Raw genomic sequence first — 16,919 nt, forward strand, 5'->3', positions numbered from 1 at the left:
GAGATTATTCGTGAACAGCCCCACCGACGAGCACGGTTACGCGAACATACAGGTCGACCGTACGGGTCAGGCAGAGGCCTTCGACGCCATCGGCAACCGCTACGACGAGGCGTTCCCGCACAAGGACGGGCAGATCGCCGCCACCGAGTGGCTCATCGAGTCCCTGCCGGCCGGGTCCCGCGCGCTGGACCTGGGCTGCGGCACCGGGCTTCCCACCGCGGGTCAACTGGTGGACGCCGGCTTGGAGGTCGTCGGCGTCGACCTGTCGGGCGGGATGCTCGACCTGGCCCGCCACAACGTGCCCGAGGCGCGGTTCCATCAGCTCGACCTCGCGGACCTGCGGCCCGGCGGCCCCCGCGACCTCGGCCGCTTCGACGCGGTCGCGGCCTTCTTCTCCCTGCTCATGCTGCCGCGCGCGGAGATCCCCCTCGCACTGCGGACCATCCACCATCTGCTGGCTCCCGGCGGCCTCTTGGCGTTGTCGATGGTGGAGGCGGACGTGGACGACTTCACGATCCCGTTCATCGGGAGCACCATCCGGGTGTCCGGCTATCTGCGGGAGGAGCTGCGCGAGGTGGTCGTGACGGCGGGCTTCGAGATCGTCGGGGAGACCTCGTACAGCTACGCGCCGGCGAGCGTGGACGTGCAGCCCGAGGAGCAGATCTTCCTGCGCTGCAAACGGAAGCAACACACGTGACGAAGCACATCGGAGCCCCTGAGCGCCCCGGCAGCGGGAAGAGGGGGCGCTCAGGCCGCCCGCGACGGGGACGGGGCCGCTGCGGACCACTCCAGGACGAGGCGCTGGTACTCCTCGCGCTGCTCGACGGTCAGTGTCCCGCCCGACCGGAGCCACAAGGCTCTGATCTCCTCGTTGACCTCCGCGGCCGATCGCTCGGAGGCGGCTTCAACAGTGGTGGACATGGTGTGAAGCATATGCCGGTGAACGTGAAGGCGATGTGAGTAAGTACGAGTGATCCGGACATTTCGGACCGTGTTACTCATCACGTCCATCTGTCAAGGAGCGCAGGTGAGTTCACCCCTCGGCTGAACCGAGCACCAGGACCTGGATGGCGAGTACGGCCGCCCCGCGGGCCCAGTCGTGGAAGTCGGAGACCTTGGTCTCCAGGTCGACCGGCGCGGCCAGCGGATGACGGCGGGCCCGCACGGCCTCGTCCACGGCGGCGCCGGCCACGCTCATCAGGCCGACCCCCTCCCCGGCGAGCAGGATCCGCTGCGGCATCGCGAAGTTGGCGATCTGGGCGACCAGCGTGCCCAGTGCCCGCGCCGCCTCGTCGATCACCCGGGAGGCCATGGGCTCGCCCGCGGCGGCGGCCGCGAGGATCTCCTCGTACGTCGCGTCGCGGCCGGTGGCGGCCCGGATCTGGTAGCGGATGCTCGGGATCGCGAGGAGCGACACGGCGCTGCCGCGTTCACCGTCGGGGGTCAGGGGGCCGCTCGGGTCGATGATCCAGTGGTGGGCGAAGCCACGGTCCTGTTCGGCGAACGGCACCCGTCTGCCGCCCAGCACCAGCCCGTATCCGATGCCCGCCCCGATGGTCAGGACGGCGAAGCGGTCGAGCCCGCGCCCGGCGCCGAACCAGGTCTCGGCCTCGACCAGGGCGGCGACGTCGTTCTCGACGACCACGGGCAGCCCGGTGCGCTCCTCGACCAGCGCCGCCAGGGGGACGTCCCGCCAGCCCAGGAAGGGCGACTCCCCGACGACGGCGCGGTCCCGCACATGACCGCCCGCCCCGATGCCGATCCCCGCGAGGGCCGGGAAGCGCTCGGCCAGCCGGGCGGTCATCTCCCCCAGCAGATCGGCGACTTCACCGGGCTCATGGGTGGTCAGCGGCCGGTCCAGGCGGGCGACGACATCGCTCCTGAGGGTGGTGACGACGCCGTAGACCATCTCGGCGGTGATCTTGAAGCCGAGGAAGAAGCGTGACTCCGCGACGATGTCCAGCGGCTGGGACGGCCGCCCCTGGCGCACCTGTGCGGCGGCACCCGCCTCGGGCACCTCGACGAGCAGCCCCGACTCGATCAGCGGCTTGGTCAGCCGGGTGAGACTGCCCGCCGAGAGGTCGAGCCGGCGGGCCAGCCCGGCCCGCGACAGCGGCCCGTTGACGAGCACCTCGATCGCCACGGAGCGCTCCCCGGGACTCAGCGGCTGCCAGCTGACGGCATGAGTGGTCATGATGTTCTCGCAGAGTTTCTTTCACTTCGGAAGCAATGAGGCCACCCTAGGCCGAAACGAGCCGAATGAGAAGGACATCCACGCGGCTATTGACGACTTGATTGTTCTGCCTCAAAAGTAAGTAGCCATGACATTCTCTGTAGGCATCGTCGGAGCCGGCCAGTTCTCCGGTCAGTTCGCCAAGCTGTTCCTCGCCCACCCGGGAGTGAGCGAGGTGTATGTGACCGACCTCCTGCCGGAGCGCGCCGGGCGACTGGCCGCGGCCGAGGGCCTGACCGGCACCCTTCCCTCGTACGAGGCGATGCTTCAGTCGCCGGCCATCGACGCGGTCGCGATCTTCACCCAGCGCTGGACGCACGGTCCGCTGGTCGTCCAGGGCCTGGACGCCGGCAAGCACGTCTACTCCGCGGTCCCCATGGCGATCAGCACGGAGGAGATCGCGGCGATCATCGACAAGGTACGGGCCACCGGGCTGACGTACATGATGGGCGAGACCAGCCAGTACAACCCGGCGACCGTGCACGCCCGCAACCAGATCGTCGACGGCGCCTTCGGGCGGCTCTTCTACGCCGAGGGCGACTACGTCCACGACATGGACCTCGGCTTCTACGACGCCTACCGCTACAGCGGCGGCGACAACTGGAAGGCGACGGCCAGCTATCCCCCGCTGCTCTACCCGACGCACTCGGTGGGCGGGGTGCTCGGCGCCTGGCGCACGCACGCGGTGAGCGTCTCCGCGATCGGCGTGCGGGACGAGCGCGGGGACGGGGTGTTCGACCAGGAGGTCAGCCAGTTCGGCAACGACATCTCCAACGCGACGGCGCTGTTCGAGGTGGCGGCCGGCGGCTCGTTCCGCACCAACGAGTTCCGGCGGGTGGGCTACCCGTCCCACATCCGCGAGTCCCGGTTCCGGTTCTTCGGCACGGAGGCGAGCATGGAGCAGCTCGCGACGGTGGCCCTGTGGCAGGACAAGAACGGGGTGAAGGACATCTCCGAGCTGCTGGAGCCCAAACCGACCCGGTCCCCCGACGACCCGTCGCTCCAGCACATCGCCCCGGAGCTGCGGGCCGCGTTCACCTCCGGCTCGGCGCCGGTGCACGACCGGTCACGGCTGCCGCGGGAGTTCGACCACCTGCACAACGGGCACGAGGGCAGTCACCACTTCCTGGTCGACGACTTCGTGACGGCCGTGAACGCGCGCACACTGCCGTCGGTCGACGCGTGGGTCGCCGCCCGCTACACCCTGCCGGGCATCATCGCGCACGAGTCCGCGCGGCAGGGCGGTGTCAGGCTGGAGATCCCGGACTTCGGGGACGCCCCGGAGAACTGAGCCGAGGGGCTGTGAAGCGCCGGGCCGGGTGCCGTCAGGTGCCCGGCTTGCGGCCGTACACATAGACGTCGTCGCCGGTCTTCAGCAGCGACCAGTACTTCTTGGCGGTGGTGGTGGTCATGTTGACGCAGCCGTGCGAGCCGGGCGGGTTCCACATGCTGAGGTTCACCGAGTGGAAGGCCTGGCCGCCGTCGAAGAACTGGCTGTAGGGCATCGGCACGTTGTAGACGGAAGAGACGTGGTCGATGTCCCGCCAGTAGATCTTCTTCAGACCGGTGCGGGTGGCGTACCCCTTGCGGCCGGTACGGACCGGGACCGGGCCGTAGACGAGCTTGTTCCCGTCCTGGATCCAGGACAGCTGGAGCGTCAGGTTCACACAGGCGATGCGCCCCTTGTTGGTGGGGCACTTGCCGTCCTTGTTGGGGTTGCTCCCGACGGCCTTCTGCTTGTTCATGAGGTCCATCACGCCCCAGGTGACGGGACCCGCGTAGCCGATGGCGGGCGTGATGCCGTGCTTGTTCTGGAAAGCCTGGATGGCCTTGCAGTCGGTGGCGGACTGCTTGCCGTCGACCGGGCGGCCGAGGAACTTCTCCACCTGCTTCTGGTACGGCCCGGCCTGCGTGGTGCAACTCGTGGCCGCCTGGGCCGGTGCCGTGGTGAGCGCGATGGTGAGCGGCGCCACCAGTGCGGTGATGCCGAGCGCAACCACGCCTCGTCTGCGTATGTCCCCCATGACGGGTGCATTCCTTCCGCGATGTCTACGGTCTCCGAGAGCTAGACCAGCGGGCGACCCCATAGGTTGCAGGGGCCGGTCAGGTTGTGACAAAACGGTTAACGTCACTCGTCCGGGGACGGTCCCAGCGCCGTGCGGAAACCGGTGTTGACAGCGGTGAGTCCGCCGTCGACGCGGAGCGTCGTGCCGGTGATCCAGGCGGCGTCGCGGGAGGCGAGGAAGGCCACGGCGGCGGCGATGTCCTCCGGTTCTCCGACGCGGCCGAGCGGGTACAGGGCGCGGACTGCTTCGAGTTCGTCGTCCCGCCCCTCCCAGGCGGAGGTGCGGACCGTGCCCGGCTGCACCAGGTTGACCCGGACGCCACGGGCCGCCGCATGTCCGGCGAGGGTGCGGGTCAGGGAGCCGAGTCCGGCCTTGGCCGCGCTGTAGGCGTGGTTGCCGAAGTCCTGTTCGGCGTTGACGGAGCCGATGCTCACGACGGCGCCCCGGCCGGATGCGGCCAGGTGCGGGAGGGCGGCGCGGCAGCAGCGGTAGGCGCCGGTGAGGGTGACGTCGAGGTCGCGGGCCCAGGCGTCGTCGGGCTCGTCCTCGAAGAGGGGCACGTCGGGGGTGCAGTGCGCGGCACTGTTGACCAGCACGTCGAGCGAGCCGCAGGATGCGACGGCTTGGGCGACGGCCGCCTCCACGGAGCCCCGGTCGGCCACGTCGCAGACGAACGCCCGTACCGCCAGGCCCTGTTCGCCCAACGCGGCCGCCGTCCTCTCCGCCTCGGGCAGGTCCCGGTCGGTCACCAGCACCCGTCCGCCCTCCTCGGCCAGCCGCCGGGCGACGGCCGCGCCGATGCCGCGGGCCGCGCCCGTGACGAGAACCCCGTGTCCTTCGAACCGCTTGAGGTCAGTCATGGGCGAAACCTAATCCCGTGCCGGGCGGCAGGGCGGCTAGCGTGCGCACATGTCCGCGTTCATACAGCAACTCCCCGCCCTGATAGGCGTCGTGATCGGCGCGCTCGGCTCGTACCTGGCGGTCGTCAGGGGTGATCGGGCCCGGTTCCGGCGCGAGCAGGCGGCGCGCTGGGAGGAGCGGAGGTTCGCGGTGTACGCCGACTACGCCCGCACGCTGAAGAAGTCGGTCACGCTGACGTACCGGCTGGCCGCCCACTTCGAGATCGACCCGCACCCGCATCCCCTGACGCCCGAGGAGGCGAAGCCGCTGCTGGCCGAGGCGAGCATCGCCCGGGATCCGTCCGGGGAGGCGCTGATCCTGCTGGGCAGCCCGGCGGTGGTGGAGAAGGCCCGGACGTGGGTCGTGCTGGTGATGGAGATGGAACGGTATCTGCGGGAGGAGCAGCGGGATCCGGAGACGTGGCAGTCGTTGCTGGAGCGGCAGCGCGCCGGCCGCGAGGGCTACTACGCGGCCGTTCGCGAGGATCTTGCGCTGCCGCCCGGTCACTCCGCGCGCTGGCCTCTCCCCCAGCCGTGAGTCACCGGTAACCGGTCACGTCCGCCGCTCTGCCCGCGTCCTGCACCTCGACGAGATAGCGCCACGCGTCGGGGCGGCTGCCGTCCAGGTCCGTGAAGCCGTACTCCTGGGCGAGTCCGCCGCTGGACAGGGACTGCCCGTTCCAGCGGGCCACCTCGGGGTCGGCGGCGAGGGCGGTGACGGCACGGCCGACGAAGCGCGGGGTCTCCGAGATGGCGAAGTGCGGGACCCGGTCGAGGGCGTCCGGCCAGTTGTCCTCGGTGACCCCGAACTGTTCGAGCATGATCTCCGAGCGCAGCCAGCCGGGGGTCAGCGCGACGGCGGTGGCACCGCGTGGGCCCAGTTCATGGGCCAGGGCGAAGCCCATGCGCAGAACGGACGCCTTGGCCAGGTCGTAGAAGAAGTTCACCCGGTAGGTGTCACGGTTGTACTCGGCGGTCCCGTCGGTGACCTCCACGACCAGGCCGCCCGGGTGCCGCAGGAGCAGCGGCAGGGCGTGGTGGCTGGTGATCGCATGGGTCTCGACCGCGAGCCGGAGCAGTCGGAGCCCGTTGTCCAGGTCGTGCTCCCAGACCGGGGTGTCCCACTCGAAGAGGTTCTCGCCGCCCCAGATGTCGTTGACCAGCACGTCCAGGCGGCCCTGCTCGTCCGCGACGCGGTCCACGAGCGCGCGTACCGCGGCCGGCCGCAGATGGTCCGTCGGTACGGCGATGCCGTGGCCGCCGGCCGCGGTGACCAGGTCGGCGGTGTCTTCGATGGTCTCGGGGCGGTCGTACTCCGAGCGCCGGGCGCGGGTGCTGCGTCCGGTGACATAGACGGTGGCGCCGGCCGCGCCGAGTTCCACCGCGATCCCGCGTCCCGCGCCCCGTGTCGCCCCGGCGACCAGCGCGACCTTTCCCTCCAGCGGACCTGACATGTCCGGCCTCCCGTACCCGTACGACTGCTGTCGCAGACCACGCTGACGGGAAAGCCCGACATCTTCTGTCGCCTTTTTGCCGGGGCGCTCAGTGGCCGCGGGCGATCCACTCCTCCAGGTGAGGCGCCTCGTCGCCGATGGTCGTCGAGTCGCCGTGGCCGGTCAGGACCTTCGTCTCGGGCGGGAGGGTGAGCAGCCGGTCGCGGATCGACTCGATGATCGTCGGGAAGTGCGAGTAGGTGCGGCCGGTGGCGCCGGGGCCGCCCTTGAAGAGGGTGTCGCCGGTGAAGACGGTGGCCAGACCGGGGTCGTACAGACACACCGCGCCCAGTGAGTGGCCGGGAGTGTGCAGCACCGTCAGGTCGAGGCCGGGCCCCTCGATGACCTGCCCGTCGACCAGATGGGCGTCGGGCTCGCGGTCCGGGTGGGTCAGCTTCCACAGCGGCAGGTCGGCCGGGTGGAGCCAGATGGTGGCACCGGTCAGGTCCGCGAGGGCGGGCGCGGCGTCGATGTGGTCGTTGTGGGCGTGGGTGCACACGATGGCGGTCAGCCGGCGGTCGGCCACGGCGTCGGCGATGGCCTCGGCGTCGTGCGCGGCGTCGATGACGACCACCTCGCGTTCGTCGCCCACGATCCATACGTTGTTCTCGACGTCCCAGGTGCCGCCGTCGAGCGTGAACTGGCCAGAGGTGACGAGGCGTTCGATGCGCGTCGTCATCAGAGCACCACCACCGAGCGCAGGACGTCGCCCTGGTGCATCCGGTCGAACGCCTTCTCCACCTCGTCGAGCCGGATGGTCTCGGTCACGAACGCCTCCAGGTCAAGACGACCCTGGAGGTGCAGGTCGATCAGCATGGGGAAGTCGCGGGAGGGCAGGCAGTCGCCGTACCAGGAGGACTTCAGGGCACCGCCGCGGCCGAAGACGTCCAGGAGCGGGAGTTCGAGCTTCATCTCCGGGGTGGGCACCCCCACGAGGACGACCGTGCCGGCCAGGTCGCGGGCGTAGAAGGCCTGCTTGTACGTCTCCGGGCGGCCGACCGCCTCGATGACGACGTCGGCGCCGAAGCCGCCGGTGAGCTCGCGGATCGCCTCGACAGGGTCGGTCTCCTTCGAGTTGACCGTGTGCGTGGCGCCCATGGCGCGCGCCTTGTCCAGCTTCCGGTCGTCGATGTCGACGGCGATGATCTTCGCCGCGCCGGCCAGCCGCGCCCCGGCGACGGCCGCGTCCCCGACTCCGCCGCAGCCGATGACGGCGACCGAGTCGCCACGGCCGACATTGCCGGTGTTGATCGCGGCACCGATGCCGGCCATCACACCGCAGCCCAGCAGTCCGGCGACCGCCGGGGAGACGGCCGGGTCGACCTTGGTGCACTGCCCGGCCGCGACCAGGGTCTTCTCGGCGAAGGCGCCGATGCCGAGCGCCGCGGAGAGCTCCTGGCCGCTCGACGCCAGGGTCATCCGCTGCTCGGCATTGTGGGTGTTGAAGCAGTACCAGGGGCGGCCGCGCAGACAGGCCCGGCAGTTCCCGCACACCGCACGCCAGTTGAGGATCACGAAGTCGCCGGGCGCCACGTCGGTGACGCCCTCGCCGACCGACTCCACGACCCCGGCCGCCTCATGGCCGAGCAGGAAGGGGAACTCGTCGGTGATGCCGCCCTGCTTGTAGTGCAGGTCGGTGTGGCAGACGCCGCAGGCCTGGACGCGTACGACCGCCTCTCCCGGCCCCGGGTCCGGCACCACGATCGTCTCGACCCGCACCGGCTGGTCCTTCCCCGGTGCGATCACGCCGCGTACTTCCTGCGCCATGGCCTGGCCCCTTCCATCGCTGTGCCTGTCCTTCGACCCTACGCGTGACTGATCGGTAACGGCACGGAGCGCAACGGCGTCATGGATCTTTCGTTCGTGCCGCCCGACGCGGTCGTCCAGGGCACCGCTACGCCAGCGACAGGAACAGCTTCTCCAGCCGTGCCTTCATCTGCTCCGTCGTCTCGCCGTCCGACCGGTTCCCGTCGGCGTCGATCAGGCACTGCTGGAGTCCGGTCGCGATGATCGCGAACCCGGCCCGGTCCAGGGCGCGCGAGGCCGCGGCGAGCTGGGTGACCACGTCCTCGCAGTCGCGCCCCTCCTCGATCATCTTGATCACGCCGGAGATCTGCCCCTGCGCCCGGCGCAGCCGGTTCAGCACCGACTTCAGCTCATCACCCTCGAACTGCAGCTCCACAGCCAACTCCATTCACATACCCGCAGGGGTATTTTACCCGCCCCCTGGGGTCACCGGTCCCTCACCCGTCACCAGGAAGGATCGCATCCACCGCGCCGGCAAAGTTGCCACGGGACCGGGCCGCAGCAGCCCTCAAGGCGCCCGACGTAGCCTGAGTGCTCCACCCGACTCCGGACGAGGAGCACCGTGAGCGACGCTGCGACGGACACAGAGAGCGAGCCGCCCGTGTGGCGGCTCCTTCTCGGATACGTACGGCCCCACCGGTGGGCCCTGTTGACGGGCGCGCTGCTCGCACTCGTCACCGGGGCGACCGGACTGCTGCTCCCGCTGGTGGCCCGGGGACTGATCGACGACCTGGCGCACGAGCGCTCCATCACCGGACCGTTGCTCGCGATGGCGTGCCTGGTCGTCGCCAACGCGGCACTGGGCGCGCTGGGTTCGTATGTGCTGCGCCGCACCGCGGAGTCGGTCGTACTCGGCGCCCGGCGCTCCCTGTCCTCGTATCTGCTGCGGCTGCGGATCACGGCCGTGGACCGCACCGAGCCGGGCGATCTGATGGCCCGGATCACCTCGGACACCACCCTGCTGCGCGAGGTCACCACCGACTCGCTGGTCGCCCTCGGCACCGGCGGGCTCACGCTCGTCGCCACGGTGGTGATGATGGGCGTCGTCGATCCGGTGCTGCTCGGGGTCACCGTGGCGGTGATCGCGGGCGCGGGCACGGTGCTCGGGGCGATCGTGCCGCGCATCAACCGGGCGAGCCGGCAGGCACAGGACGCGGTCGGCGTGATGGGCGCCTCGCTGGAGCGGATCCTCGGCGCGCTGCGCACGGTGAAGGCTTCGGGCGCCGAGCACCGCGAGGAGCGGACCCTGCACGCGGCCGCCGAGGAGTCGTGGCGGCAGAGCGTGCGCGCCGCCAAGTGGTCGGCCGCGGCGGGCAACACGGCCGGGCTCGCGATGCAGATCGCCTTCATCACCGTCCTCGCCGTGGGCGGGGCACGGGTGGCGACCGGGGCGATCGGCATCGGCACCCTGGTGGCGTTCCTGCTGTACGTCTTCTATCTGATGTCGCCGATCCAGCAGGTCGTCGGCGCGATCACGCAGTACCAGACCGGCGCCGGGGCACTCGCCCGCATCCAGGAGGCGCTGCGGCTGCCCGCCGAACCGGCCGCCGCCCCCGCCCCCCTGCCGTCCGCGGGGGCCGAGCCCGCCTCCCTCGTCTTCACGGACGTCCGCTTCCGGTACGCCGAAGACCTGCCGTATGTGCACCACGGGGTCGGCTTCGCGATACCGGCGCGCGGGATGACGGCGTTCGTCGGCCCGTCCGGCGCGGGCAAGACGACGGTGTTCTCCCTCATCGAGCGGTTCTACGACCCCGAGTCCGGAGACATCACGCTGGACGGTCGGAGCCTGGCGGACTGGGAGCTGCCCCGGCTGCGCTCGGCCATCGGATATGTGGAGCAGGACGCGCCGGTGCTGTCCGGATCGCTGCGGGACAACCTGCTGCTCGGCAATCCGGAGGCGGACGAGGACAGTGTCGCGCGGGTGGTGAAGACGACGCGGCTGGACGACCTGGTCGCCAGGCTGCCGCTGGGACTGGACACACTGGTCGGGCACCGGGGGACCAAGCTGTCGGGCGGCGAGCGCCAGCGCGTCGCCATCGCCCGCGCCCTGCTGCGCCGCCCCCGGCTGCTGCTCCTGGACGAGGCGACCTCGCAGCTGGACGCGGTGAACGAGGCGGCTCTGCGCGACACGGTCGCGGACGTGGCGCGGTCGACCACCGTCCTGGTGGTCGCGCACCGGCTGTCCACGGTGACGATGGCCGACCGGATCGTCGTGATGGACGCGGGCCGGGTGCGCGCGGTGGGCACGCACCGGGAGCTGGTGGCCGCCGATCCGCTCTACGCGGAGCTGGCGGCGACGCAGTTCCTCGCGACGGCGGGCTGACCCGCACCCCTCGCGCCGGCTGCGGTCGTGGGCCCCTCGGCCCCGGACGCACACGTGGCCCCTCGGCCCCGGACACGGCCGTGGGCCGCCCGATTCCGGACGGCCCACGATGCGGGGGGTGTGGCGCGGCGCCGGCTACTGGACGGCGGGCAGCAGCCCGGTCACCGGGGCGACCAGGTCGGTGACCTGGTGCAGCTGGTTCAGGTCGTTCAGCCGGTTCATCGAGTGCAGCTGGTCGGCGACCCGGGGCAGCTCCGCCCGGTGCTCCGCCGGGATGTCGCTGACGGCGAGCGAGTCGAGCATGGCGATCGGGTTGATCTTCCCGTTGTCCGGTGCGCTCGCGTCGGCCGCGTTCGCCAGCGGTGCGGCGAGGCCCGTGACCCCGGCGGCAAGACCGACGGCGGCGACGATACGTCGTGTTGAGATCATGCTTTCAGCAACGCGCCGCGGCCCCGCGCGGACACGGGCGCACGGCCCCCCTCACCCGACAGGCGGAGCGCCCGGCTGCGCTTGCCGAGGCCGCCGGGGCGGAGGAGGCTCGTAGCAGGGGTCCTCACGGCTCGTCCCCCGTCGGGCCGCGGGCTCTCGAAGGAGGTCACCATGGGCACCGCGACAGGCTCCACCTTCGACACCGAGACACTGCGCCGGGGCATAGAGGGGAACACCGGGAACACCCTGCTGGCGCTCTACGCGGACGACGCCGAGATCCGCATCATCGACCGCAACAGCCAGCCCAGCCATCCCAAGGTCCTGCACGGCCGGCCCGCGATAGCCGAGCTGCTCGACGACGTCTACAGCCGCGACATGACCCACAAGCTGGAGCAGTGCATCATCCAGGGCGACCACGCCGCCTTCACCGAGTCCTGCGAGTACGCCGACGGCGTCCGGGTCCTCGCCGAGTCGATGATCACGCTGCGCGAGGGCAAGATCGCCGAACAGATCATGATCCAGGCATGGGACGAGTAGGCAGAGGGATTGCGAGAGTCCAGGTCACGTCTCGACTGACCTGGACCTTCTCGGCCCGGGCCACGGCGGTGGGGCGGGCGCGGGGTGCCCGGCCTCGGCGGCCACGACCAGTTTCCGCAGCAAATCGGCTAGTGTCCGCCGCTCTTCTTCGGTCAGTGCTGCGAGCAGCGCGCCCTCGCCCGCGTCCTCCGACACCGCGTGCGCTTCGAACGCGGCATGGCCGGCGGTGGTGAGCCGCACCCGTACGCGCCTGCGGTCGCCCGTCTCATGGGTACGCGTGATCAGCCCGGCCTCCTCGACGGGGGCGAGCCGTGCGGACAGCGCCCCACGGGTCAGCCCGAGCAGCTCGGCCAGCCGTGACGGGCTCGCCTCGTAGGGCGGTCCCGTCCTGCGCAGCATCAACAGCAGTTTGTACTGCCCGTACTTGAGCCCGCCGGTGTCCAGTGCGTCCCGGCGGGCCTGCGCGTTGTGCCGGGCCAGGATCGCCAGCCGGGCGACGATCGCCTCCTTGAGGGGGTCCAGCCAGTCCAACTCCCTGGTCCAGACGGCCACATGCCGGTCGACCGAGTCCTCCATCGCCTGCCTCCCGCAGTAGTTTTCTTGTAGATGATTTTCTCCATAACTACCTTCCCTGGCATGACACTTGCACCGAGCACCCTCAGCACGGTCGTGGACATCGACCAGCTCCTCGCCGCCGCCCGCGAGTTGCGGCTGGCGGGCCGTTGGGAGCGGGCCGCCCTCCTGCTGGACTCGGCGGCCGTCACCGAGCCCGCCGCCCGCGCCCGGATCGCCCTCGCCGCCGCCGAAGTGGCCCTGGAGCGGGACTGGTTCGCCGGTACCGACACCGCGGCGGAGCACATCACGGAGGCCAAGAAGGTGGTCCCGGACGGCGACTGGGACATGGCCTTCCTCCAGCTGCGGCGCGACTACGGCCGGCTGCTCCTGGTCGGCGGCGTGCTGAGCCTCGGCCCGGCGGGCAAGGACCCCGAGTCGCTCACCGCGCTGGTGGAGGGGGCGCGGGCACTCCACGAGCGCGCCCCGGACGAGGTGCGCCGGGGCTGGGCCTCGATGTACCTCGGCCTGATCACCGACAACCACTTCGCCGACCGCGCCGCCGCCCCCGCCCACTACACGGCCGCCCTGCGGGCCGCCGAGGCCGGCCCCGACGACCTGCTGGCCCGCGAGGCCCTGCGGCACCTCGGCGACCACGACCACGACGCCGGCGACCACGACCTGGCCCTGGACCGCTGGCGCCGGGCGACCGCCCTGGGCGCGCGTGCGGGCACGGTGCCCGGCACGCTCTCCCAGCAGATGCTGCTCGCCGTACTGGCCCGTGACACCGGCGACGAGTCCGGGGCCTGCGCGCTGGCCACGGAGATCGCCCGCTGGGCGGAGGCGATCGGCGCCGGCCGGCTCCGGGCACAGGCCACCGCGTTCCTGGCCGGGACGGACCCGACAGCACCGCCTCCCGGGGACGGCTCCTGACCGCCGTACGGCCCTCGGCCGGCGCCTGGAGGCAGCGGGCCCGGCAGCCGGGGGTGTGATCAGCGCATCCAGGCGCTGTAATCCATGACGTCGCCGGCCCGCACGCCGTACTCGGGCTCGTCCTCGGTGAACGTGGACTCCAGTCCGAGGACGGCGCCGGTGGCCGGGTCCAGGACCAGCATCCGGCGGTTGCCCTTCGTGTCGTACACATACGCCTGACCGGTCCGCCCGAGCCGGTCCGTCACCTGCCCGACGGCCCGCAGGCCCTTGGCGTCCGCCAGGAGCCGGACGAGCGCCGCCGACTCACGGGCGCCGAGCGTCCAGTGGTCCAGCAACTCCTCGGTGGCATTGAGGAGTTCGGGAGTGGCCAACGCATCGCTGCGAACCGTCTCCGCCAGGTACGAGCGCAGTCGTACGGCGTCGTGCGGGGGCGTGGCCTCGGGCGGGGCGTCGCTCCAGCTCGGTGGATACGTCTGCCGGTCGAGGACATGACCGTCCTCGACCATGCGCGGCTCGCCGCCCTCGTCGGTGAGGACCGGGCGGCCGGGGTGACGCGGGTCGGTCGCCACGACGAGTTCCGTATGGCTGTCGTCCGCCCGCCAGCGCACGATGCGCTCCTCGGGGAGGGTGATGGGCGGCTTGTCGTCGCTCATCCCGAGGCTCCAGGACTGCACATGTGTGCCCTTGCGGAGCTTCGGGGAGCCGTCCGCGGCGGTCGCCTCGGCCAGCTCGGCCAGTTGCTTCAGGGGCACGGGGGTGGAGTGGGCCCGCACGGTCAGCGGGCGGGGCGCGGCGACGGCGGGAGCGGTGCCGGGTCCGCTGAACAGCACGGCCAGGACGGTCCCCACCACGACGACGGTGGCACCGAGACCCCACACCAGCCGCGGGCGCCAACGGCGGCGGCCGGACTCCGCATCGTGCAGCAGCCGATTGAGCCGCCGCTCGGCCCGGTGGTCCAGCGGCCCGTCACCGAAATGGGCACCGTCGACCGGCACCGGGTTGGCGCGGCGCAGGAGTTCGAGTTCATCAGCCATGACGGTGTTCCTTCGAGGGGGTCGCGCTCGCCGGTGGCGGTGTCGGGCGCATGGTGTCGATCTGGGCCCTCAGGCGACGGCGGGCGCGGTGCAGTCGCATCGCCGCCGCCCGGCTGCCGCAGCCGAGGGCCACGGCGACCTCGTCGATGCCGAGTTCCTCCCAGGCCGTCAGGCGCAGCACCTCCTGGTCCGCGGGAGAGAGGCGGGCCAGCGCGTCGTGCACCCAGGCGCCGGGCCCCTCGGTGTCGGGGCTGTGCACGATCTGCCGCCCGTGCGCGCTCTCGTCGTTGCCCAGCCGGTCCACCAGCCTGCGCCGGCGTCCATGACCGCGTACCGCGTTCGCCAGGCAGTTGCGTGCCACGCCGTACAGCCAGGGCAGCGGCGACGCAGGCAGGTCCGCCCGGCGCCGCCAGGCCACCGTGAACACCTCCGCCACCACTTCCTCGACCTCGTCGGTCCGCCCGTCCAGTCGCCGCGCGACATAGCGGCTGACCGCCCAGTAGTGCGCGCGATAGGCAGCGGCGAAGACCTCGTCGTTGCTCATGTTCCGTTCGTGTCCGGCACCCTCACGATCGTCACACCCTTGTCCGTGATTCTCGTCGCGTCGTCCGAGTGTGACGCGTGGGGCCGGCGCGGACACAGGCGGGGCGTGAAGAGGATCAGAAACATCAAGGCCGTCCAGTGGCTGACGACCACCGACCACAAGACCATCGGAACGCTCTATCTGCTCACGGCGTTCGGGTTCTTCTGCCTGGGCGGCGTGATGGCACTGCTCATGCGTGCCGAGCTGGCCCGTCCGGGCCTGCAGTTCATGTCGAACGAGCAGTTCAACCAGGCGTTCACGATGCACGGCACGATCATGCTGCTGATGTTCGCGACGCCGCTGTTCGCCGGCTTCGCCAACTGGATCATGCCGCTCCAGATCGGTGCACCCGACGTCGCCTTCCCCCGGCTGAACATGCTGGCCTACTGGCTCTACCTGTTCGGGTCACTCATAGCGGTCGGCGGCTTCCTCACCTCCGAGGGCGCGGCCGACTTCGGCTGGTTCGCCTACTCCCCGCTGTCGGACGCGGTCCGCTCGCCGGGCATCGGCGCCGACATGTGGATCATGGGTCTGGCCTTCTCCGGCTTCGGCACCATCCTCGGCGCGGTCAACTTCATCACCACGATCATCTGCATGCGCGCCCCGGGCATGACCATGTTCCGCATGCCGATCTTCGTGTGGAACGTGCTGCTGACCGCCGTCCTGATCCTGCTCGCCTTCCCGGTCCTCGCGGCCGCGCTGTTCGCCCTGGAGGCGGACCGCAAGTTCGGCGCCCATGTGTTTGATTCCGCCAACGGCGGAGCCCTGCTGTGGCAACACCTCTTCTGGTTCTTCGGCCACCCAGAGGTGTACATCATCGCGCTGCCGTTCTTCGGCATCATCTCCGAGGTCATCCCGGTCTTCTCCCGCAAGCCGATGTTCGGCTACCTGGGCCTGATCGCCGCGACCATCTCGATCGCCGGTCTGTCCCTGACCGTGTGGGCCCACCACATGTACGTCACCGGCGGTGTGCTGCTGCCGTTCTTCTCCTTCATGACCTTCCTGATCGCGGTCCCGACCGGGGTGAAGTTCTTCAACTGGATCGGCACCATGTGGAAGGGCTCGCTGTCCTTCGAGACACCGATGCTCTGGGTCATGGGCTTCCTCGTCACGTTCGTCTTCGGCGGACTGACCGGTGTCCTCCTCGCCGAGCCGCCGATCGACTTCCATGTCTCCGACACGTACTTCGTCGTGGCGCACTTCCACTACGTGGTCTTCGGCACGGTCGTCTTCGCCATGTTCGCCGGATTCCACTTCTGGTGGCCCAAGTTCACCGGCAAGATGCTCGACGAACGCCTTGGCAAAATCACCTTCTGGACGCTGTTCATCGGCTTCCACGGCACCTTCCTCGTCCAGCACTGGCTGGGCGCCCAGGGCATGCTGCGCCGTGTACCCGACTACCTGGCGGTCGAGGGTTTCGCCACACTCAACACCGTCTCGACGATCTTCTCGTTCCTGCTGGGTTCGTCCCTGCTCCCGTTCTTCTACAACGTGTGGAAGACCGCCAGGTACGGCGAGAGGGTCGAGGTCGACGACCCCTGGGGCTACGGCCGTTCGCTGGAGTGGGCCACCTCCTGCCCGCCGCCGCGCCACAACTTCGTCACCCTGCCGCGGATCCGCAGCGAGTCCCCGGCGTTCGACCTGCACCATCCGCAGGTGCGGTCGGCGGAGCGGGAGCTGACCGCGCGATGAGCAGCGGCGAGGAGCGGACGCTCGTCCAGGAGATCGAGGGCCATCTGCTGCTCGCCGCCGCACGGCAGGAGGGACGTGCGGCGGCGGCCCGTGCAGTCTCCCGGCTGGGCTGGCTCACCGACAGCCAACGGGAGGACCTGGAGCGGCACTTCGAGGCGGAGTACCTGGCGCTGGCCCGCACCTCGTGGCAGCGCACCGCCGAACGCGCGGCGGAGCTGCGGCACATGTACGAGGCCAGATACCGGGCGCTGAGGCAGCGGCTGGTGGCCTGGTGCGTACTGGGCGGTGCCCTGCTGGCGGCGACGAGTCTGCTGGTGCTCGCCGCCGCCTAGGCAGCGG

General features: G+C 70.7%; 20 protein-coding genes. 8 read left to right on the plus strand and 12 right to left on the minus strand.

Going from position 1 to position 16,919, the window contains the following annotated elements; genetic code table 11:
• Nucleotides 1–10 precede the first annotated feature (10 nt).
• Nucleotides 11–697 (plus strand): class I SAM-dependent methyltransferase, encoded by a 687-nt coding sequence (locus ACFY1J_RS12090; protein ID WP_390705921.1) that lies wholly within the window; start codon nucleotides 11–13, stop codon nucleotides 695–697.
• A gap of 50 nt (nucleotides 698–747) precedes the next feature.
• On the opposite strand, the gene ACFY1J_RS12095 is transcribed toward ACFY1J_RS12090, so the two are convergent.
• Together ACFY1J_RS12095 and ACFY1J_RS12100 are read right to left on the minus strand one after the other, a co-directional pair.
• Nucleotides 748–933, minus strand: coding sequence for a hypothetical protein (locus ACFY1J_RS12095; RefSeq protein WP_390705920.1), 186 nt, complete (start codon nucleotides 931–933; stop codon nucleotides 748–750).
• 100 nt (nucleotides 934–1,033) lie between these two features.
• Complete coding sequence (locus ACFY1J_RS12100; protein WP_390705919.1) at nucleotides 1,034–2,194, minus strand: ROK family protein; 1,161 nt, start codon at nucleotides 2,192–2,194, stop codon at nucleotides 1,034–1,036.
• A 127-nt stretch (nucleotides 2,195–2,321) separates the two neighbouring features.
• On the opposite strand from ACFY1J_RS12100, the gene ACFY1J_RS12105 reads away from it, so the two are divergent.
• The gene (locus ACFY1J_RS12105) at nucleotides 2,322–3,524 is read left to right on the plus strand and encodes a Gfo/Idh/MocA family protein (protein ID WP_390731170.1); all 1,203 of its coding nucleotides are present in this window, start codon (nucleotides 2,322–2,324) and stop codon (nucleotides 3,522–3,524) included.
• 34 nt (nucleotides 3,525–3,558) lie between these two features.
• On the opposite strand, the gene ACFY1J_RS12110 is transcribed toward ACFY1J_RS12105, so the two are convergent.
• Nucleotides 3,559–4,257 (minus strand): L,D-transpeptidase, encoded by a 699-nt coding sequence (locus ACFY1J_RS12110; protein WP_390731171.1) that lies wholly within the window; start codon nucleotides 4,255–4,257, stop codon nucleotides 3,559–3,561.
• A gap of 104 nt (nucleotides 4,258–4,361) precedes the next feature.
• Nucleotides 4,362–5,159 (minus strand): SDR family NAD(P)-dependent oxidoreductase, encoded by a 798-nt coding sequence (locus ACFY1J_RS12115; RefSeq protein WP_390705916.1) that lies wholly within the window; start codon nucleotides 5,157–5,159, stop codon nucleotides 4,362–4,364.
• Between the two features lie 49 nt (nucleotides 5,160–5,208).
• Here ACFY1J_RS12115 and ACFY1J_RS12120 point away from each other — a divergent pair, with 49 nt between their 5' ends.
• The gene (locus ACFY1J_RS12120) at nucleotides 5,209–5,736 is read left to right on the plus strand and encodes a hypothetical protein (protein ID WP_390731172.1); all 528 of its coding nucleotides are present in this window, start codon (nucleotides 5,209–5,211) and stop codon (nucleotides 5,734–5,736) included.
• 1 nt (nucleotide 5,737) lies between these two features.
• Here ACFY1J_RS12120 and ACFY1J_RS12125 read toward each other — a convergent pair whose 3' ends face one another.
• From ACFY1J_RS12125 to ACFY1J_RS12140, 4 genes are all read right to left on the minus strand, one after another.
• Entirely contained in the window at nucleotides 5,738–6,652 is a 915-nt protein-coding gene (locus tag ACFY1J_RS12125; RefSeq protein ID WP_390705914.1) for an SDR family oxidoreductase, read from the minus strand.
• Between the two features lie 88 nt (nucleotides 6,653–6,740).
• A complete protein-coding gene (locus ACFY1J_RS12130) occupies nucleotides 6,741–7,370 on the minus strand; it encodes an MBL fold metallo-hydrolase (RefSeq protein WP_390705913.1) in 630 nt (209 codons plus the stop codon).
• Nucleotides 7,370–8,458 carry an S-(hydroxymethyl)mycothiol dehydrogenase gene (locus ACFY1J_RS12135; RefSeq protein WP_390731173.1) on the minus strand — a complete coding sequence of 363 codons (1,089 nt, stop codon included), beginning with the start codon at nucleotides 8,456–8,458 and terminating at the stop codon, nucleotides 7,370–7,372. Before ACFY1J_RS12135 ends, ACFY1J_RS12130 begins: the two co-directional genes overlap by 1 nt.
• Nucleotides 8,459–8,585: 127 nt before the next feature.
• Nucleotides 8,586–8,873, minus strand: coding sequence for a metal-sensitive transcriptional regulator (locus ACFY1J_RS12140; RefSeq protein ID WP_316754609.1), 288 nt, complete (start codon nucleotides 8,871–8,873; stop codon nucleotides 8,586–8,588).
• Between the two features lie 186 nt (nucleotides 8,874–9,059).
• Between ACFY1J_RS12140 and ACFY1J_RS12145 the strand changes: the two genes are divergently transcribed.
• Nucleotides 9,060–10,820, plus strand: coding sequence for an ABC transporter ATP-binding protein (locus tag ACFY1J_RS12145; RefSeq protein WP_390705911.1), 1,761 nt, complete (start codon nucleotides 9,060–9,062; stop codon nucleotides 10,818–10,820).
• A 135-nt stretch (nucleotides 10,821–10,955) separates the two neighbouring features.
• Here the strand turns inward: ACFY1J_RS12145 and ACFY1J_RS12150 are convergent, their stop codons facing one another.
• Complete coding sequence (locus ACFY1J_RS12150; RefSeq protein WP_390705910.1) at nucleotides 10,956–11,249, minus strand: hypothetical protein; 294 nt, start codon at nucleotides 11,247–11,249, stop codon at nucleotides 10,956–10,958.
• Nucleotides 11,250–11,420: 171 nt separating this feature from the next.
• Here ACFY1J_RS12150 and ACFY1J_RS12155 point away from each other — a divergent pair, with 171 nt between their 5' ends.
• On the plus strand, nucleotides 11,421–11,786 hold the full coding sequence (locus ACFY1J_RS12155; protein ID WP_390731174.1) for a nuclear transport factor 2 family protein: 366 nt from the start codon (nucleotides 11,421–11,423) through the stop codon (nucleotides 11,784–11,786).
• A gap of 24 nt (nucleotides 11,787–11,810) precedes the next feature.
• Here ACFY1J_RS12155 and ACFY1J_RS12160 read toward each other — a convergent pair whose 3' ends face one another.
• On the minus strand, nucleotides 11,811–12,362 hold the full coding sequence (locus ACFY1J_RS12160; RefSeq protein WP_390705908.1) for a MarR family winged helix-turn-helix transcriptional regulator: 552 nt from the start codon (nucleotides 12,360–12,362) through the stop codon (nucleotides 11,811–11,813).
• Between the two features lie 60 nt (nucleotides 12,363–12,422).
• Here ACFY1J_RS12160 and ACFY1J_RS12165 point away from each other — a divergent pair, with 60 nt between their 5' ends.
• Complete coding sequence (locus tag ACFY1J_RS12165) at nucleotides 12,423–13,271, plus strand: hypothetical protein (RefSeq protein WP_390731175.1); 849 nt, start codon at nucleotides 12,423–12,425, stop codon at nucleotides 13,269–13,271.
• Between the two features lie 59 nt (nucleotides 13,272–13,330).
• On the opposite strand, the gene ACFY1J_RS12170 is transcribed toward ACFY1J_RS12165, so the two are convergent.
• On the minus strand, nucleotides 13,331–14,305 hold the full coding sequence (locus tag ACFY1J_RS12170) for a CU044_5270 family protein (protein WP_390731176.1): 975 nt from the start codon (nucleotides 14,303–14,305) through the stop codon (nucleotides 13,331–13,333).
• Nucleotides 14,298–14,849 (minus strand): RNA polymerase sigma factor, encoded by a 552-nt coding sequence (locus ACFY1J_RS12175; RefSeq protein ID WP_390731177.1) that lies wholly within the window; start codon nucleotides 14,847–14,849, stop codon nucleotides 14,298–14,300. Before ACFY1J_RS12175 ends, ACFY1J_RS12170 begins: the two co-directional genes overlap by 8 nt.
• Before the next feature lie 105 nt (nucleotides 14,850–14,954).
• On the opposite strand from ACFY1J_RS12175, the gene ctaD reads away from it, so the two are divergent.
• Together ctaD and ACFY1J_RS12185 are read left to right on the plus strand one after the other, a co-directional pair.
• Nucleotides 14,955–16,580, plus strand: coding sequence for a cytochrome c oxidase subunit I (ctaD, locus tag ACFY1J_RS12180; protein WP_390731178.1), 1,626 nt, complete (start codon nucleotides 14,955–14,957; stop codon nucleotides 16,578–16,580).
• Entirely contained in the window at nucleotides 16,577–16,912 is a 336-nt protein-coding gene (locus ACFY1J_RS12185; RefSeq protein ID WP_390731179.1) for a hypothetical protein, read from the plus strand. Before ctaD ends, ACFY1J_RS12185 begins: the two co-directional genes overlap by 4 nt.
• The last annotated feature ends 7 nt before the right edge of the window (nucleotides 16,913–16,919 follow it).

It is taken from the genome of Streptomyces sp. NPDC001406 (assembly GCF_042895285.1).
Taxonomy (GTDB): domain Bacteria; phylum Actinomycetota; class Actinomycetes; order Streptomycetales; family Streptomycetaceae; genus Streptomyces.

Bases quoted from the DNA above. Each gene is read 5' to 3' on its own strand.
- ACFY1J_RS12095 (WP_390705920.1), bottom strand. From the start codon at position 933: ATGCTTCACACCATGTCCACCACTGTTGAAGCCGCCTCCGAGCGATCG.
- ACFY1J_RS12100 (WP_390705919.1), bottom strand. From the start codon at position 2,194: ATGACCACTCATGCCGTCAGCTGGCAGCCGCTGAGTCCCGGGGAGCGC.
- ACFY1J_RS12105 (WP_390731170.1), top strand. From the start codon at position 2,322: ATGACATTCTCTGTAGGCATCGTCGGAGCCGGCCAGTTCTCCGGTCAG.
- ACFY1J_RS12110 (WP_390731171.1), bottom strand. From the start codon at position 4,257: ATGGGGGACATACGCAGACGAGGCGTGGTTGCGCTCGGCATCACCGCA.
- ACFY1J_RS12115 (WP_390705916.1), bottom strand. From the start codon at position 5,159: ATGACTGACCTCAAGCGGTTCGAAGGACACGGGGTTCTCGTCACGGGC.
- ACFY1J_RS12120 (WP_390731172.1), top strand. From the start codon at position 5,209: ATGTCCGCGTTCATACAGCAACTCCCCGCCCTGATAGGCGTCGTGATC.
- ACFY1J_RS12125 (WP_390705914.1), bottom strand. From the start codon at position 6,652: ATGTCAGGTCCGCTGGAGGGAAAGGTCGCGCTGGTCGCCGGGGCGACA.
- ACFY1J_RS12130 (WP_390705913.1), bottom strand. From the start codon at position 7,370: ATGACGACGCGCATCGAACGCCTCGTCACCTCTGGCCAGTTCACGCTC.
- ACFY1J_RS12135 (WP_390731173.1), bottom strand. From the start codon at position 8,458: ATGGCGCAGGAAGTACGCGGCGTGATCGCACCGGGGAAGGACCAGCCG.
- ACFY1J_RS12150 (WP_390705910.1), bottom strand. From the start codon at position 11,249: ATGATCTCAACACGACGTATCGTCGCCGCCGTCGGTCTTGCCGCCGGG.
- ACFY1J_RS12155 (WP_390731174.1), top strand. From the start codon at position 11,421: ATGGGCACCGCGACAGGCTCCACCTTCGACACCGAGACACTGCGCCGG.
- ACFY1J_RS12160 (WP_390705908.1), bottom strand. From the start codon at position 12,362: ATGGAGGACTCGGTCGACCGGCATGTGGCCGTCTGGACCAGGGAGTTG.
- ACFY1J_RS12165 (WP_390731175.1), top strand. From the start codon at position 12,423: ATGACACTTGCACCGAGCACCCTCAGCACGGTCGTGGACATCGACCAG.
- ACFY1J_RS12170 (WP_390731176.1), bottom strand. From the start codon at position 14,305: ATGGCTGATGAACTCGAACTCCTGCGCCGCGCCAACCCGGTGCCGGTC.
- ACFY1J_RS12175 (WP_390731177.1), bottom strand. From the start codon at position 14,849: ATGAGCAACGACGAGGTCTTCGCCGCTGCCTATCGCGCGCACTACTGG.
- ACFY1J_RS12185 (WP_390731179.1), top strand. From the start codon at position 16,577: ATGAGCAGCGGCGAGGAGCGGACGCTCGTCCAGGAGATCGAGGGCCAT.